Source organism: Cryobacterium sp. AP23, assembly GCF_054075385.1.
In genome coordinates this window covers 903841-920164 of the sequence record NZ_CM133415.1, presented here as the reverse complement: position 1 = coordinate 920164, position 16324 = coordinate 903841, and the positions used below count along the sequence as shown (strand labels likewise).

The window sequence follows — 16324 nt, the reverse complement described above, 5'->3', positions numbered from 1 at the left end:
GATGCGGCTGCACGTTCCCATCCGGCTGCGCTGGTCGGATCTCGACGCGTACGCCCACGTCAACAACGCCGAGATGCTGCGCCTCCTCGAGGAGGCGCGCATCCAGGCGTTCTGGTCCAACGACGAGCCCGATGGGGACGTGCCCGCGGCCGGCGAGAGCACCGCTGTGCTCGACGGCCGGCCGGGCGCGGCGACGCTCACGCTGATCGCCCGGCTGGAGATCGAGTACCTGGCGCCGATCCCGTACCTGCGGGCACCGATCGACATCCAGCTGTGGATCGGCAAACTCGGCGGCGCGAGCCTCGACGTCTGCTACGAGGTCTGCAGCCCGGCCGGGCAGGAGCCCGCGCAGGTCTTCGCCCGCGCGAGCACCACGATCGTGCTGGTGGATGCGGCCACCGAGCGTCCCCGCAAGATCAACGACATCGAACGGGCCGCCTGGACCCCCTACCTGGAGTCGCCCGTAGCCTTCGCCCGCAAGTAAACCCCTCGCGGGATGCGGATCAGCCCGCGAGGACCTTGTCGCCGTCCAGGGCGACCGCGACCCCGGCCAGGGCATCGGTGGCCGGCCCCTGCAGCACCGCGCCGGTCGCCGTGTCGAACAGCGACTGGTGACACGGGCAGTTGAGGCCCTTCTTCTCCGGCACGACGATGCAGCCCTGGTGGGTGCAGATGGCGCTGAACGCCACCACCTCGCCGGCGGTGGGCTGCGACACGATGACCTGCGACCCGTTCAGCATCACTGCGACCGCCCCACCGACCGGGATGTCGGACAGTTTGGCGACCTCGGTTGCCGCGCTGGTGCCGGAACCGGTGCTCGCGCCTGAGCCGGCGGCGCTGGGCGCGCAGGCGGCCAGGGCGAGGGCTGTTCCGGCTCCTCCCGCCACGAGCAGGGCACGACGGGTGAGGGCGGCTGAGTCGGTCATGATGCTCCCGGTGTGGTCAAGGAATTCAGCTGGGGTGGCCCGAGGGCCGGTGGCTAGTCGCGCGGTTTGGGTACCCGCACCATGCCTTCCTGGGCGACGGTGGCGAGCAACAGGCCCTCGCGGCTGTAGATGCTGCCGGTGGAGAGGCCCCGTCCGCCCTGCGCCGAGGGGGAGTCCTGCACGTACAGCATCCACTCGTCGACCCGGCCGAACCGGTGCCACCACATGGCGTGGTCGAGGCTCGCGACCTTGAGCCCGGGTGTGGCCCAGGCCAGCCCGTGCCGGCGGAGCACCGGCTCCATGATCGAATAGTCGCTCACGTAGGCCAGGGCGGCCCGGTGCAGGTCCGGGTCGTCGGGGATGGGCTCGAAGGTCTTCATCCAGATCATTTGCTTGCTGGTGTGCTCGCCGTCCACGCTCAGGTAGATCGACGAGGGGATGTGGCGCATGTCGAACGGCCGGTCGTTGGCCCAGTGCCGGGCGAAGTCGTGGTCGATGTGGCCCAGGGTGTCGGAGGTCCGCGGCAGCGACTCGGGGTCCGGCAGGTCCGTCGGCATCTCGAGGTGGTGCTCCAGGCCCTCGTCCTCGTCCTGGAACGACGCGATCATCGACAGGATCGGCACGCCGTTCTGGTACGCCTGGGTGCGACGGGTCGAGAACGACCGGCCGTCGTGGATCCGGTCGACCGAGAAGGTGATGGGATGGTTCACATCGCCCGGGCGCAGGAAGTAGCCGTGCATGGAGTGCACGTTCCGCTCGTCCGGCACGGTGCGCATGGCGGCGACGAGGGACTGCGCGAGCACCTGTCCGCCGAAAACACGACCCTGCGGCATCCATTGCGACGGACCGGTGAAGATGTCTTCACTGGTGCGTGCCTCGGTGTCGGTCAGGTCGAGAGCGGCCAGAAGACCCTCCAGCGGTGCGTGCATGCTGCCTCCTCGTTCGAGCTCGAGTCCTGGGGACTCGACGTACCTTGGTAGTTTAGACAGCAGATGAGCCAGTCATTTTCCCTCTCAGATTCCCTGTCCCTCGGCGACCTCCAGGTCTACCTTTCGCGCGCCGGGAGGGTGGAGGACGGCTCGGTTCGCCTCGTGTCGGCCGCCGGGGTACTGGCCGTATACACCGCGATCCTCTACCCGAGGGGGCTGCTGGACTCGAGCCCCACGGTGCTGGGCCTCCGCACCTTCGCGCTCACCGAGCCGGTCGAGCTCGATGTCGTCGTGCCGGTGCGGTCGCTCCTGGACCGGCTGGTGCGACTTGAGGCGGCCGTGACCGACGTGGATGCGCCGGTGAGCGTCACGGTGCCGCTGCAGGTGTCCTCGGTCACGTGGGCGGGCATCACCCCGCCGCGCGGCGGGTGGAAGCCCCAGGGCAGCACCTCGTCGGCCGTGCTGGAGACCGCCGCCCGCGCCGGTATCGCCGAGGTCGCGTCGGTGATTCCCACCGGAACCGGCGAACAGATCGTGCAGCGGGTGCGGTCGGAGGTCTGGGGTCGCCCGATCGACGAGCTCGATTTCGTGCCGGCCGGTGCCGCGTTCGCCGCGGTCAGTCTGGGCTTCCTGTCGCCGGATGAGCCGGTGCAGCTCTTCGAGACCGGCCCCTGGACGCGCCTGAGCACCGCGCGCGGCCACATCCTGGTGCGCCGTAAGCCCTGGACCCTGCGCGCCTAGCGCCTTCTACTGCCCGAACCGTGACCTGAGCCCCGAAAATCCGGGATTTTCGGGGCTCTTCCCACGGGTCGCGAGGGTCAGAGGGCGGCGGCGACGGCCCGTCCGGCGGTGCGGCCGGTGAACAGGCAGCCGCCGAGGAACGTGCCCTCGAGGGAGCGGTAGCCGTGCACGCCGCCGCCGCCGAAGCCGGAGGCCTCACCGGCGGCGTACAGTCCGGGCACCGGCTGGCCGTCGGCGCCGAGCGCGCGGCCGGAGAGGTCGGTCTCGATGCCGCCGAGGCTCTTCCGGGTGAGCAGGTGCAGCTTCACCGCGATGAGCGGCCCGGCGGACCGATCCAGCAGCTTGTGCGGGCTCGCCACCCGGATGAGCCGGTCACCCCGGTAGTGCCGGGCCTGCCGGATCGCGTTGATCTGCGCATCCTTGCTGAACGCGTTGTCGAGTTCCCGGTCCCGCGCCAGCACCTCCCGTTCCACCTGGGCGGCGTCGATGTGCACGCCCGGGGAGCGCTTCTGCATGCCCGCGATCAGCTCGTGCAGGGTGTCGGCGACTACGAAGTCGTCGCTGTTGCGCTTGAACGCCTCCACCGGCGCCGGGGCGCCCGGGGCGACCCGTTGGGCGAGCAGCCGCAGGTCCTTGCCGGTGAGGTCTGGATTCTGTTCGCTGCCGGAGAGCGCGAACTCCTTCTCGATGATCTTCTGCGTGAGAACGAACCAGCTGTGCTCGTGGCCGGTCTTGAGTAGGTGTTCCATGGTTCCGAGGGTGTCGAAGCCGGGGAACAGCGGGGCGGGGAGCCGCTTCCCGGTGGCGTCCAGCCACAGCGACGACGGTCCGGGCAGAATGCGAATGCCGTGGCCGGCCCAGACCGGATCCCAGTTGACGATGCCCTCGGTGTAGTGCCACATCCGGTCGCCGTTGATCAGCCGGGCGCCGGCGGTCTCACTGATGCCGAGCATCCGGCCGTCGACGGATGCGGGCACGCCGGCGAGCAGTTCGGCGGGCGCCGGGCCGAGCCGGGTCGGCCACTGGGCGCGCACCAGGTCCTGGTTGCCGCCGATCCCGCCGCTGGTGACGATCACCGCCTGGGCTCGCAATTCGAACTCGCCCGCCATCTCACGGCTGCTGGCCTGCCCGCGGGCCACTGTGCTCGGGGCGAGCACGCTGCCGCGCACCCCGACGACGGTGCCGGCATCGACGATCAGCTCGTCCACCCGGTGCCGGTGCAGCGCGGTCACCAGCCCGGCGCGCACGCCGTCGCGCACTCGCAGGATGAACGGCTCCAGGATGGCCGGCCCGGTGCCCCAGACGATGTGGAAGCGCGGCACCGAGTTGCCGTGCTGCAGCGCGGTGTAGCCGCCGCGTTCGGCCCAGCCGACCACCGGGAAAAAGGTGACGCCGCGTTCCCGGAGCCAGGCCCGTTTCTCGCCGGCGGCGAAGTTCAGGTACGCCTCGGCCCAACGGGTAGGCCAGTAGTCCTCGGTGCGGTCGAAACCGGCGCTCGCGAACCAGTCCTGCCGGGCGAGCTCGAGCGAGTCCTTCACACCCATCCGGCGCTGCTCGGGAGAATCGACCAGGAACAACCCGCCGAACGACCACCAGGCCTGCCCGCCGAGTGACGCCGCGGGCTCCTGATCCACGAGCAGCACCCGCTTGCCGGCATCCACCAGCTCCGCCGTGGCGACGAGGCCGGCCAGCCCCGCTCCCACGACGATCACGTCGGCGGATGGCTGTGCCTGCGCGGGCAGGCCGGGGCGGGTTGGGCTCATGGTGACTCCATCGTCAGTGAGGGGTTGTGCCCTGAGGCGGTTGTGCCCTGAGGCAGTGGTGCCAATCAGGCGTGTTGCGGGCGGATGCCGCGGATGAAGCGTTAGTTGTCGAAGGTGTTGACCATAGCGTGCGCCGCGCGCTCGAGGTAGTCCCAGAGGGTGGCACGCTGCAACGGGGGCAGGTCGCAGGAGTCCACGGCGGCCTTCATGTGCAGCAACCAGCGGTCACGGGCATCCGGGTTCACCGTGAACGGCTGGTGACGCTGGCGAAGCCGCGGGTGGCCGCGCTGTTCGCTGTAGGTGCCGGGCCCGCCCCAATACTGCTCGAGGAAACCGGTGAGCCGCTCGGCGGCCGGACCGAGGTCTTCCTCCGGATACATCGGCTTGAGCACCGGGTCGCCGGCCACGCCGCGGTAGAACTCCGCAACGAGCTTCTCGAAGAACGGGCGGCCGCCCACGTCCTGGTAGAACGACGGTCCGAGCGCCGCACCGTTCTCGCCGGCCCGCAGGTGCACGCCGGACGGCCCGGTGGCGGGAATGAGCACCGGCCCCTGGGCGGATGCGGCCTGGACGGCCGGATCCGTGGCCTGCGGATCAGTCATGGGTGTCTCCATCGCGGGGTGTGGTCGTGTCGAGCGGCTTGTCGGCGGTGTCGGCATTGACGGTCTTGTCGGCCTGCGGTTCGGCAGGCTTGCCTTGCTTGGCGATCGGGCGCGTTCGTGGCTTGGTCGGCTGCTTCGCGGCGGGTGCAGCGGACGGTTGCGTCACCGTGTCGCTTGCCGCACTGCCGTCAGGCGCACTGCTGTTGTTGGCAGTGCTGTCCTCGGGGGACTGAGCCGCCGGGTCCTGGACTACCGGCAGACGCACCGTCCGTGGTGCCCGGGGCGCCTGGTTGCGGGCGATCGAGGGCATACGGACGGTGGGGCGAGTGGCTGCGGCCTCGGCCTGTGGTGCCGCCGGCGAGATGGACGGTGCGACGGCCTCCGCCGGGGCCTTGGCGGCGCGCGGCGCGGCCGGGTGCGCGGTCGCGGGCCGCGCAGCGGCCGTCGGGCGTGCCGCCGGCGCTGGGACCGGTGACGCGACGGCAGCGGCTGCCTCGGCAGCTTCGGCGGCCTTCTGGGCACGGGTCTTGCGCACCTTCTTGGCGGGCGGAGCAATCACCGGCAGCGGCGTGGTGCGCGGCGGTCGGGCGCCCTGCACGCTGGCGGCGCCGTCGAAACCGGTGAGCACGATGCTGGTGAGGGACGGCAGCTGCACGTCCATGGCGTCGAGGGCCGTCTTCAGGCGAAGGCGCAGCTCGCGGGCCACGTCGTCCTTGGCCGTGCTGCGGGTCTTCATGACGATGCGGATGACGATGGCGTCGGCCGAGATGGACTCGAGGCCCCAGATCTCGGGCTTTTCGAGCACGCGGGAACGCCACTTGGAGTTGGTCGCCATCTCCATGGCCACGCGCAGCATTTCGGCCTGGACGGCCTCGACATCCGTCTTGTATGGCACAGCGAGGTCGATGATCACGCGAGCCCACCCCTGCGACATGTTGCCGACGCGCAGGATCTCACCGTTGCGCACGAACCAGAGGGTGCCGTTCACGTCACGAACCTGGGTGATGCGGATGCCGACGGCCTCCACAACACCGGTGGCGAAGCCGGTGTCGACGACGTCGCCGACCCCGAGCTGGTCCTCCATCACCATGAACAGGCCGTTGAGCACGTCCTTGACGATGTTCTGCGCGCCGAAACCGAGACCGGCGCCGAGCGCGGCGGTGAGCAGCGCGAAGGAACTGAGGATGGTCGGGTCGATCACATTCACGATCAGCAGGATCGCGACCACGACAACGAGCACGTTCACGATGTTCGTCAGCACAGAGCCGAGCGTGCGGGTACGTTGCACCGTGCGGACCGCCGCGACCGGTGACACATTCAGTGCCTGTGTGTCATCGACGTTCTGGGTCTTCTTCACCCCCGACACGATCTGGTTGACCACCCGATGGATGGCGAAGAGCAGCACCCACCGCGCGATGAAGGCGAAAACGATGATGAATACGACCTTGACGATTCTCATGTTCAGAATGTCGTTGGTTGTCGTCCAGAAGATATCCCATGTCATAGCGGGCCCAGTCTACCGAGAGCCCACCCGGCGCTTCCTGAAGGCGCAACGACAAAGGCGCCGCCCCCTCCTTGAGAAGGGTGCGGCGCCATCCGGCCTGCGGCGGGTGCCGGTCAGTCCTTGTCGCGGGCCTGAACGCGGAGGCTCCGCTCCACACCGGCGAGGTTTTCCACCACGAGGCGGCGGAGCGCGGCGGGCTCCGGGTTGGCGTCCAGCCACGCGCGGGTGGCGTCGACCAGGGCCTGGTTCGACAGCGGCGACGGGTAGAGGCCCACGATGAGCTTCTCCGCGATCGCGTAGCTGCGCTCGGCCCAGACCCTCTGCAACACGTCGAAGTACTGGGCCACGAACGGCTCGAGCAGGGTCGTGTCGTGGGCGCGCAGGAATCCGGCGGCGGTGACCCGCACGATGGTGTTCGGTGCCGTGTCCACGTCGATGAGCGACGACCAGGCCGCCTGCTTGCCCTCGATGGTGGGGATGGCGGCGCGCACGTTGGCGGCCGACTGGGCGCCGGTTGCGGTGTTGTCCGCGGCCAGGGCTGCGTCGATCTCCGGCGCGCCGGCTTCTCCACCGGCGACGAGGGCACCGAGCAGCTCCCAGCTGAGGTCGGTGTCGATCTCCAGACCCGGCAGCTTGAACGAGCCGGTGCGGAGGCCCGCGATCGCGGCCAGCTGTGCGGGAGTCTCGGCCACGGAGGCGAAGAACTTCACGAACTGGAACTGGGCATCGCTGCCGGCCTCAGCACCCTGCGCCAGCGCCCAGAGGGCGTCACCGACAGCGGCGACGGTGGCGTCGCGGTGCTCGCGGGCGACGTAGTACTGCGCGGCGAGCGACACCTGGCCGAGCACGGTGCGCAGCGTGGTCGACTCGGTCTCGGTGGCGATGTTGCCCAGCACGAGCTTCACGAAGTCGCGCGGCGAGGTCTCGGCGTCGCGGGTGGCGTCCCAGACGGAACCCCAGACCAGGGAGCGGGCCAGCGGGCTTTCGATCGCGGCGAGGTGCTCGAGCGCCACGGCGTGCGAGGCTGGGTCGAGACGCACCTTCGCGTAGGCGAGGTCGTCATCGTTGAGCAGGATGAGGGCGGCGCGGGTGCGGCCGACGAGCTCGGGCACATCCGTCTGCGCGCCGTCGACGTCGAGCTCGACGCGGTGGGTGCGCACGAGGGCGCCGTCAACCAGGTCGTAGAACCCGATAGCCAGGCGGTGCGGGCGGATGGTGGGGTAGTCATCCGTTGCGGTCTGCAGCACGGCGAACGCGGTGATGACACCGGCCTGGTCGACCTCGATCTGCGGGCGCAGCGTGTTGACGCCGGCGGTCTCGAGCCACAGCGCGGCCCAGTCGGAAAGGTCCCGGCCGGACGCGGCCTCGAGCTCAACGAGCAGGTCGCGCAGCTCGGTGTTGCCCCAGGCGTGCTTCTTGAAGTACGAGGCGACGCCGGTGAAGAAGGCGTCGATGCCGACCCAGGCGACGAGCTGCTTGAGCACCGAACCGCCCTTGGCGTAGGTGATGCCGTCGAAGTTCACCTGCACGTCTTCGAGGTCGGTGATGGTTGCCACGACCGGGTGGGTGGACGGCAGCTGGTCCTGGCGGTAGGCCCAGCTCTTCTCCATCGCGGCGAAGGTGGTCCAGGCTTCGGTCCACTCGGTGGCCTCGGCGGTGGCGATGGTGGACGCCCACTCGGCGAACGATTCGTTCAGCCACAGGTCGTTCCACCACTTCATGGTGACCAGGTCGCCGAACCACATGTGCGCGAGCTCGTGCAGGATGGTGACGACGCGGCGTTCCTTGATGGCGTCGGTGACCTTGGAGCGGAAGACGTAGGTCTCGGTGAAGGTGACCGCTCCGGCGTTCTCCATGGCGCCGGCGTTGAACTCCGGCACGAACATCTGGTCGTACTTGTCGAACGGGTACGGGAAGTCGAACTTGTCCTCGTAGTAGGCGAAGCCCTGGCGGGTCTTCTCGAAGATGTAGTCGGCGTCCAGGTACTCGAACAGGCTCTTGCGGCTGAACAGGCCGAGCGGGATGACGCGGCCGTCGCTGGAGGTCAGCTCGCTGCGCACGACGGCGTACGGGCCGGCCACGAGCGCGGTGATGTAGCTGGAGATGGTGTGGGTGGGTTCGAACGCCCAGGTCTTGGTGCCGTTGCCGGCGTCGGTGGGCTCGGGCGTGGCCGAGTTGGAAATGACCTCCCAGGCGCCGGGCGCGGTGACCGTGAAACGGAAGGTGGCCTTGAGGTCGGGCTGCTCGAACACGGCGAAGACGCGGCGCGAGTCGGGCACCTCGAACTGGCTGTAGAGGTAGACCTCGTTGTCGACGGGGTCGACGAAGCGGTGCAGGCCCTCGCCCGTGTTGGTGTACGCGGCGTCGGCGACGACGGTGAGTACGTTCTCCGCGGCGAGGTCGGCCAGCTGGATGCGGACACCGTCGCTGACGGCGGCGGGGTCGAGCTCGGTGCCGTTGAGGGTGACGCTGTGTACGTTTTCGGTGATCGCGTCGATGAAGGTCGAGCTGCCGGCCACGGCGCTGAACGCGACGGTGGTGGTGCTGCCGAAGGTCGTGGGACCGGTCGAAAGGTCAAGGGTGACGTCGTAACTGGTCACGGTGACGAGCGCTGCACGCTCCTGGGCTTCGATCCTGGTGAGGTTTTCTCCGGGCAACGGTCATCTCCATCTGATTTCGTGGGCGCTTCTGGCGCCTCCGCACGAAGAACAAGCCTAACCAAGATTCCGCTGGTGGCGGCGGCGAGCCTGATTAGGCTGTTGGCATGAGAACGAGCGCGGATGCCGGCGCCGAGACGAGCCTGCGTCATGCCCGAGGTGGTGTGGCGGGCCGGTGTCGACCTCAACCCGTTGGGCGTGGCCGATGATGGCGATGTCGCCTGGCTGGTGCGCGGTGACCTCAACGACGAGATCGAGGCGGTCGTGGCGGCGGCTCCAGGCGACGCGACGGTGGTGGTGTTCCACACCGCGGTGCTCGCCTACCTGGAGGAGGCCGGGCGGGCACGATTCGCCGCGACCATGGGCCGGTTGACGACCGGACACGGGGTGCGCTGGCTGGGCAGCGAGGGCCGCACTGTGCTGCCTGGCGTGGCGACCACGCTGCCGGCGACACTGCCGGCCGCCTCGGGCTCAGCGGACTTCGCGCTGGCGCTGGACAGTCAGGCGATCGCGCTGGCGCATCCGCACGGGCGGGCCCTGCACTGGCTCGGCTGAAAGCTTCCCCGGGTGATGCTGGCTACGCCGGCGGATAGGCGAGGACCGGGGCGACCCGAGCGGGCATCGCGGCGCGGTCGGCTCCGGCGCGGATCGGCCAAGCTCCGTCGATGACGATCAGGTCGTCACCCTTGGACTTGCGCAGGTAGGACTGGAAGCTCTCCGCCTGTTCCAGCGCCCAACTGACCTGGCGGTCGTGCAGGGCGTGCAGGTGGGTCTCCTCGGTCTTGGCCAGCAGCGCCCAGGCCACCCGGCCGGTCGCGACCGCGTCCGCCTCGGCGTCGTGGGCGCCCTCGAGCACCACGCCGTAGTATTCGGCGGTGACCACCAGGGTGCGCTTGCCCTTGCGGTATTTGTCGATGGCCTTGTCGATGACGTAGGGGTCGAGCACCGGGCCGAAGTCCTCGATCGGTTCGAGGCCGTAGCGGCGGGCCTCGGCGTTGAGCATCGAGAGGTCAAAGCTGGCGTTGTAGGCCACGATCGGGCGGCCGCCGGCGATGCTGCGCCGCAGCACGGTGAGCATTTCGGCGATGGCTGTGGCCGGGTCGACGCCGTCGCGCTGGGCGACCTCGTCGGTGATGCCGTGGATGGCGGAGGCGCCCTCCGGGATGGGAATGCCCGGGTTCACGAGCCAGCTGTACGACCCGTTGACCTGGCCGTCGCGCATGACGCGGCCGATGAAGCACGTCACGATGCGGTCCTCGTCGGTGTTGACCCCGGTGGTCTCCAGGTCGAAAACACAGAGCGACGGAATGTCAGCGATGGCGATGTGCACGGTTGATGTCTCCACGCTCAAAACCCTAACCGCGACCACCGACACCGCCCGGTAGGCGCCCGGAGCGCCGCGCATCCCGCACCCAAACATCTCGCCGGAGCGGGTTGAGCGTTTGAGTGACCTGGGGGATCGCTACCAGGTGCCGGGCTTGTAGTCCTTGAGGAAGACGCCGTGGAGGTCTTCGCCCAGCTCGCCACGCACGATCGGATCGTAGACGCGGGCGGCGCCGTCGACGAGGTCGAGCGGGGCGTGGAAGCCCTCCTCGGCGAGGCGGATCTTGGTGGGGTGCGGGCGCTCGTCGGTGATCCAGCCGGTGTCGACGCTGGTCATCAGGATGCCGTCGGAGAGCATCTCCTTGGCGCTGGTGCGGGTGAGCATGTTCAGTGCGGCCTTGGCCATATTGGTGTGCGGGTGGCCGGGGCCCTTGTAGCCGCGACCGAAGACACCCTCCATCGCCGAGACGTTCACAATGTAGGTACGGCGGGCCGAGGAGCTGGCCATCGAGGCGCGCAGTCGGCTCACCAGCAGGAACGGGGCCGTGGTGTTGCAGAGCTGCACCTCGAGCATCTCCAGGGGGTCCACGTCTTCGACGTTGGCGGTCCAGCTGTTCTCCTCGTGCAGGTCGGGCACCAGGCCGCCGGCATCGATCGCGGTGCCCGCGGCGAGGCGGGCGAGCGAGGAGGACCCGGGGGCCAGGGCCAGCGCGGTGAGGTCCTGTGCGGTGAGCGCGGCGCCGGTGGCCGCGGCGGCGAGGATCGGGTGGCTGGCCACGGAGGCGGCCAGCGCGGTGGGGTGGGCGTCGTTGGTGTGCCCGAACGAGACGATCTCGGGCAGGTCGCCGTCCGGTAACGGGGAAGACTCGGCCTCCACCAACGGCGAGTACGAGCCGGGGGAGCGGCGCACGGTCTGGGCCGCGTTGTTGATCAGGATGTCGAGCGGCCCCTGCGCGGCGACGGAGTCGGCCAGGCCGATCACCTGGGCCGGGTCGCGCAGGTCGATGCCGACCACGCGCAGGCGGTGCAGCCAGTCCGTGGAGTCGGGCATGGCGCTGAACCGGCGCACGGCGTCGCGGGGGAACCGGGTGGTGATGGTGGTGTGCGCGCCATCGCGCAGCAGCCGCAGCGCGATGTACATGCCGATCTTGGCGCGGCCGCCGGTGAGGAGGGCGCGTTTGCCGGTGAGGTCAGTGCGGGCATCGCGCTTGGCGTGGCTCATCATCGCGCAACTCGGACAGAGCTGGTGGTAGAACGCGTCGACCAGGGTGTACTTCTGCTTGCAGATGTAGCAGGCGCGGGGCACGAGCAGTTCACCGGCACTGGGCCGATCGGTCCCGAGCCGCAGCTGGGCGCCGATGGTCTCGTCGTCGATGCGGGTGGGGGCGCCGGTGGCGGTGGCCGCGATGACGTCACGGTCGGCATCCGCGATGAGCTGGCGTTTCTCGTGCCGGCGGACGGTCTTCACCGACTTGAACATCTTGGCGGTGGCCTGGCGCACGGTGACGAAGTCGGGGTCGTCCGGGTCGATCGTGGCGAGCGACGCAAGCACACGCAGGGCCACCTCGAGGTCGTGCGGGTCGATCGCGGGTGCGGCCGAGTGGGTCGCTGAGGGCATAGCGGTGTCGGCGGGCACGTCGTGCGGGTGTTGCTCGGTGGTCATCAGAGAATTCTACGACGACCCATCCGCCCTCGTTCTCAGAAACGAGCCACTCGTAGGTCGAGCCTGTCGAGACCTCGCGACATGCCGTGCGGCGTGCGGGGTCTCGACAGGCTCGGCCAGCGGTTCTGGGTCGTTGCCGAGAGGGCTAGACCTTGGCCGGCTCGGCGTCGTCAGCGGCCTTCAGCTCGGTGAGGTCCATCGACGAGGTCGGCGGTTCGAACGTGGCGTCGAACGGCATCTCGTCGTGGTCCAGCAGCGGGTTCTCGAACTGGCCGGCGACGAGCTCGTGGGCCTCTTCGACCGATTCCACGCTCGGCATGGAGCCGGGCAGCGGGCGGTTAGCGGATTCCTTGAGCCAGAAGATGCTGATTCCACCGATGAAGGAGGTGGCCATCAGGTAGTAGGCCGGCATCATGTCGTTGCCGGTGCCCGCAATCAGCGCCGCGATGATGAACGGCGTGGTGCCACCGAAGATGGCGACGGCGAAGTTGTAGGCGATGCCCATCGCACCGTAACGGCTGGCCGTGGGGAACAGGGCCGGCAGTGCCGAGGCGAGGTTGGCGACGTAGAACGTGACCGGGAGGGCGATCAGGGCCAGGCCGGCGAGGGTGGTGAAGACCGAGCCCATACCGATGAGCAGGAAGGCCGGGATCGCGAAGACGACGGCGCTGATGGAACCCATCCAGAGCACCGGGCGACGGCCGATCTTGTCGCTCAGGCGGCCGGTGAGCGGGATGCAGCAGGCCATGATCACGAGGACCGGGATGGTCAGCAGCGTGCCGTGCAGCTCGTCATACCCCATGGTGCTGGTGAGGTAGGTGGGCATGTATGAGGTGAGGGCGTAGCCGACGGTGTTGGCTGCGGCGACGAGGATCATCGCGAGCAGGATGCCGCGCCAATAGTTCTTGAAGATGGCGAGCGGTCCCTTGGGGATGCTGTCGTCCTCGACGAAGCTGGGGTCCTTCAGTGCGGCTTCCTGGGCGTCCAGGCTGGCCTGGAAGGCGGGGGACTCTTCGATCTTCATCCGGAAGTAGATGGCGATCAGGCCCAGCGGACCGGCGAGCAGGAACGGCAGACGCCAGCCCCACTCTTCCATGGCCGCCTGGCCGAGGGTGACCTGCAGGATCGACACGAGTGCGGCACCCATGGCGAAGCCCAGGTAGCTGCCCATGTCGAGGAAGCTGGCGAGGAAGCCGCGGTTCTTGTCCGGGGCGTGCTCACTGACGAAGGTGGTGGCGCCGGCGTACTCGCCACCGGTGGAGAAGCCCTGCACGAGCTTGGTCAGCACGAGCAGCACCGCTGCCCAGATGCCGAGCTGCGCGTAGCCGGGCAGGATGCCGACCACGAAGGTGGAGGCGGCCATGAGCATCAGCGTCATGGCGAGCACCTTCTGGCGGCCGACCTTGTCGCCGAGCCAGCCGAAGAACACGCCGCCGAGCGGGCGGGCGATGAAGGTGGCGGCGAAGGTGCCCAGGAGGAACAGCGTCTGCACGGTCGGGTCGGCCTCGGGAAGGAAGACCGGACCCATGGTGGTGATGAGGTATCCGAAGACACCGACGTCGTACCATTCCATGGTGTTACCGACGATGGTGCCGCCGAGGGCCTTGCGCAGCATGGGGCGGTCGACGACGTTCACGTCGGACACCTTCAGCCGGCGCCGCAGCAGCGGCTTCTTGATCTTCTTCACGGTGCGATCCGCACCGTTCGTAACGTTGGACATGTGTAACTTCCTGAAAATAGAGATGCCTCTTGTGGAGGTCATGACATGACTCTTGCGCAGGCATGCCAGGCCCCGATTGGAGGTCATGAGATGCCTCAGATGGAGGTCATGTGCCCCGGATGCGGGGCCGCCCCTCAGTGGGCATAAGAAGCAATTTTAGCGCAATTTGCCGCAGAATCAGGCATTTCTCTTTCGATAGTTGCTCTGGACAGGGTTTTAGCCGGATTTTTGGAACCTCAGATTGTGTACATTTTGGGACCTTCGACTCGCTTAGGCTGGACCGATGAGCGACTCTGTGACCTTCTGGTTCGACCCCTCCTGCCCCTGGGCCTGGATGACTTCCCGCTGGGTGGACGAGGTGAGTGACCTGCGCGGCTTTGAGGTGAGCTGGCAGGTGATGAGCCTGGCCGTGCTGAACGAGAACACGGACGTCTCCGACGAGTACCGCGCGTTCTTCCCCCGGGCACTCAAGTACACCCGCCTGGTGCAGGCCGCGCAGGAGCTGCACGGCCAGGAGACCGTGAAGGCGTTGTATGACGCCCTCGGCACCCGCATCCACCACGACGGCAATTCGGATGCCGATTCCGTCATCCCCGCGGCGCTGGCCGAGGTGGGCCTGCCGGCCGACTTCGCCCGCTACGCCGTCAGCGAGGAGTTCGATGTGCAGATGCGCGCGAGCCACTTCGAGGGCATCAACCGGGTTGGCCAGGATGTCGGCACCCCCGTCATCGCCGTGAACGACGTGGCCTTCTTCGGCCCGGTCATCTCACCGGCGCCGACCGGTGATGAGGCCCTGGCCCTCTGGGACGGCGTGGTGGCAGTGGCCAGCTACGACGGCTTCTTCGAGATCAAGCGCAGCCGCACCCGCGACCCGATCTTCGCGCCGGCCCTCGTCGCCGCCGCGGAGTAGCCCGGCAGGCGGGCTGCCCCGACCGCGTCGCAGGCCCACCTGACGCAGCATCGCGCCGGACTAAATAGACTGCTCCTCATGCGCATTCACATCGCCACCGACCACGCCGGCCTCGATTTCAGTCAGCACCTGATCAGCCACCTGGGCGCGGCCGGCCACGACGTCATCGACCATGGACCGACCAGCTACGAGCCCCTCGACGACTACCCGGCGTTCTGCATCAGCGCGGCCGCCGCGGTCGTCGCCGACCAGGCGGCCGGCGTCGAGGCGCTCGGTGTGGTGTTCGGCGGCTCCGGCAACGGTGAGCAGATCGCGGCCAACAAGGTCACCGGCGCCCGTGCCGCACTGGTCTGGAACCCGGCGACGGCCACGCTCGCCCGCGAGCACAACAACGCCAACCTGATCGCGATCGGTGCCCGCCAGCACCCGATCGAGGACGTCATCTCGTTCATCGACACCTTCATCGCGACCCCGTTTCCCGGCGAGGAGCGCCACCAGCGCCGCATCCAGCAGCTGGCCGAATACGAGGCCACCGGCACCATCGCCGGCACCGTCCTCGGCGTCTGACGCAGGCGACCATGCCAGAGGGTCATTCCGTCCATCGCATCACCCGGCAGTTCGCGCGGAACTTCGTGGGCCGCACGGTCGCGCTGTCGAGCCCGCAGGGCCGCTTCGCGGCCGGCGCCGCCCAGCTCGACGGTCATGTGATGACGGATGCCCGCGCCGTCGGCAAGCAGATGTTCCTCGAGTTCGACAACGGGCTCTGGTTGCGGGTGCACCTGGGCATGTACGGCGCCTGGGACTTCGCCGGCGACATCATCATGGACGCCACCATCGCGGCCAGCAACGGGCGGATGGGCCAGACCAACCAACGCGGCACCGACCTCGACGCCGTGCTCGACTCGGCCGGCGAGAACTCGATGCACAGCATCGGGGCGCCGCGGCGCACACGGGTGCGGATGGCCGAGCAGGAGAAGGAGATCGACCAGCAGGGCACCTTCCCGCCCGAGCCCGTCGGCCAGGTGCGGGTGCGCCTGCTCACCGACACGGTCTCGGCCGACCTGCGCGGCCCCACCGCCTGCGAGGTGCTCGATCCGGCCCAGGTGGACGCCGTGATGCAGCGGCTCGGCCCCGACCCGCAGCTCGACGACACCCCGGAGGCCGAGCAGCGCTTCGTCGACGCCGTGCGGAAGAAACCGACCCGGATCGGACTGCTCCTGATGGACCAGTCCGTGGTCAGCGGCATCGGTAACGTCTACCGCGCCGAGCTGCTCTTCCGGGCGAAGATCAACCCGCACGCCCCGGGCAAGTCCCTCAGCGAGGAGAGCCTGCGCGCCCTCTGGCACGACTGGGCCCACCTGCTGGACATCGGCGTGAACACCGGGCAGATGATGACGATGGATGACCTGGGCGATGACGCGTACCGGCTCGCCATGAAGAACCGGGCCGACCGGCACTGGGTCTACAAACGCGAGGGGCTGCCCTGCCGGGTCTGCGGCACGCACATCACCCTCGAGGAGATGGGCGCCCGCAAGCTCTACTGGTGCCCGTCCTGCCAGGCCTGACCGGCCGCATCCACACCCGGC

General features: G+C 68.8%; 15 protein-coding genes. 6 read left to right on the top strand and 9 right to left on the bottom strand.

Going from position 1 to position 16324, the window contains the following annotated elements; all coding sequences use genetic code 11:
- The first annotated feature begins 1 nt into the window (after position 1).
- A complete protein-coding gene (locus ACU5E9_RS04250) occupies positions 2 to 484 on the top strand; it encodes an acyl-CoA thioesterase (protein ID WP_456812377.1) in 483 nt (160 codons plus the stop codon).
- 19 nt (positions 485 to 503) lie between these two features.
- Here ACU5E9_RS04250 and ACU5E9_RS04245 read toward each other — a convergent pair whose 3' ends face one another.
- Complete coding sequence (locus ACU5E9_RS04245; protein WP_456812376.1) at positions 504 to 926, bottom strand: QcrA and Rieske domain-containing protein; 423 nt, start codon at positions 924 to 926, stop codon at positions 504 to 506.
- A gap of 53 nt (positions 927 to 979) precedes the next feature.
- Complete coding sequence (locus ACU5E9_RS04240) at positions 980 to 1855, bottom strand: acyl-CoA thioesterase (RefSeq protein WP_456812375.1); 876 nt, start codon at positions 1853 to 1855, stop codon at positions 980 to 982.
- 63 nt (positions 1856 to 1918) lie between these two features.
- Between ACU5E9_RS04240 and ACU5E9_RS04235 the strand changes: the two genes are divergently transcribed.
- On the top strand, positions 1919 to 2596 hold the full coding sequence (locus ACU5E9_RS04235) for a hypothetical protein (RefSeq protein ID WP_456812374.1): 678 nt from the start codon (positions 1919 to 1921) through the stop codon (positions 2594 to 2596).
- 77 nt (positions 2597 to 2673) lie between these two features.
- On the opposite strand, the gene ACU5E9_RS04230 is transcribed toward ACU5E9_RS04235, so the two are convergent.
- The 4 genes from ACU5E9_RS04230 to pepN all read right to left on the bottom strand — a co-directional run bounded on the left by ACU5E9_RS04230 (position 2674) and on the right by pepN (position 9122).
- Positions 2674 to 4359, bottom strand: coding sequence for an FAD-binding dehydrogenase (locus ACU5E9_RS04230; protein WP_456812373.1), 1686 nt, complete (start codon positions 4357 to 4359; stop codon positions 2674 to 2676).
- Positions 4360 to 4460: 101 nt separating this feature from the next.
- Complete coding sequence (locus ACU5E9_RS04225) at positions 4461 to 4961, bottom strand: globin (protein ID WP_456812372.1); 501 nt, start codon at positions 4959 to 4961, stop codon at positions 4461 to 4463.
- Entirely contained in the window at positions 4954 to 6465 is a 1512-nt protein-coding gene (locus ACU5E9_RS04220; RefSeq protein ID WP_456812371.1) for a mechanosensitive ion channel domain-containing protein, read from the bottom strand. Before ACU5E9_RS04220 ends, ACU5E9_RS04225 begins: the two co-directional genes overlap by 8 nt.
- A 113-nt stretch (positions 6466 to 6578) precedes the next feature.
- Positions 6579 to 9122, bottom strand: coding sequence for an aminopeptidase N (gene pepN, locus ACU5E9_RS04215; protein WP_456812370.1), 2544 nt, complete (start codon positions 9120 to 9122; stop codon positions 6579 to 6581).
- A 150-nt stretch (positions 9123 to 9272) separates the two neighbouring features.
- On the opposite strand from pepN, the gene ACU5E9_RS04210 reads away from it, so the two are divergent.
- Positions 9273 to 9677 (top strand): DUF2332 family protein, encoded by a 405-nt coding sequence (locus tag ACU5E9_RS04210; RefSeq protein WP_456812369.1) that lies wholly within the window; start codon positions 9273 to 9275, stop codon positions 9675 to 9677.
- Positions 9678 to 9699: 22 nt separating this feature from the next.
- Here ACU5E9_RS04210 and ACU5E9_RS04205 read toward each other — a convergent pair whose 3' ends face one another.
- The 3 genes from ACU5E9_RS04205 to ACU5E9_RS04195 form a co-directional block, all read right to left on the bottom strand.
- Entirely contained in the window at positions 9700 to 10467 is a 768-nt protein-coding gene (locus tag ACU5E9_RS04205) for an exonuclease domain-containing protein (protein WP_456812368.1), read from the bottom strand.
- 117 nt (positions 10468 to 10584) lie between these two features.
- Positions 10585 to 12063, bottom strand: coding sequence for an SDR family NAD(P)-dependent oxidoreductase (locus tag ACU5E9_RS04200; RefSeq protein WP_456813497.1), 1479 nt, complete (start codon positions 12061 to 12063; stop codon positions 10585 to 10587).
- 190 nt (positions 12064 to 12253) lie between these two features.
- Complete coding sequence (locus ACU5E9_RS04195; protein ID WP_456812367.1) at positions 12254 to 13828, bottom strand: MFS transporter; 1575 nt, start codon at positions 13826 to 13828, stop codon at positions 12254 to 12256.
- A gap of 283 nt (positions 13829 to 14111) precedes the next feature.
- Between ACU5E9_RS04195 and ACU5E9_RS04190 the strand changes: the two genes are divergently transcribed.
- From ACU5E9_RS04190 to ACU5E9_RS04180, 3 genes are all read left to right on the top strand, one after another.
- Positions 14112 to 14738 carry a mycothiol-dependent nitroreductase Rv2466c family protein gene (locus ACU5E9_RS04190; protein ID WP_456812366.1) on the top strand — a complete coding sequence of 209 codons (627 nt, stop codon included), beginning with the start codon at positions 14112 to 14114 and terminating at the stop codon, positions 14736 to 14738.
- A 78-nt stretch (positions 14739 to 14816) separates the two neighbouring features.
- The gene (locus ACU5E9_RS04185; RefSeq protein ID WP_456812365.1) at positions 14817 to 15305 is read left to right on the top strand and encodes a ribose-5-phosphate isomerase; all 489 of its coding nucleotides are present in this window, start codon (positions 14817 to 14819) and stop codon (positions 15303 to 15305) included.
- An 11-nt stretch (positions 15306 to 15316) separates the two neighbouring features.
- On the top strand, positions 15317 to 16303 hold the full coding sequence (locus tag ACU5E9_RS04180) for an Fpg/Nei family DNA glycosylase (RefSeq protein ID WP_456812364.1): 987 nt from the start codon (positions 15317 to 15319) through the stop codon (positions 16301 to 16303).
- Positions 16304 to 16324: the final 21 nt, after the last annotated feature.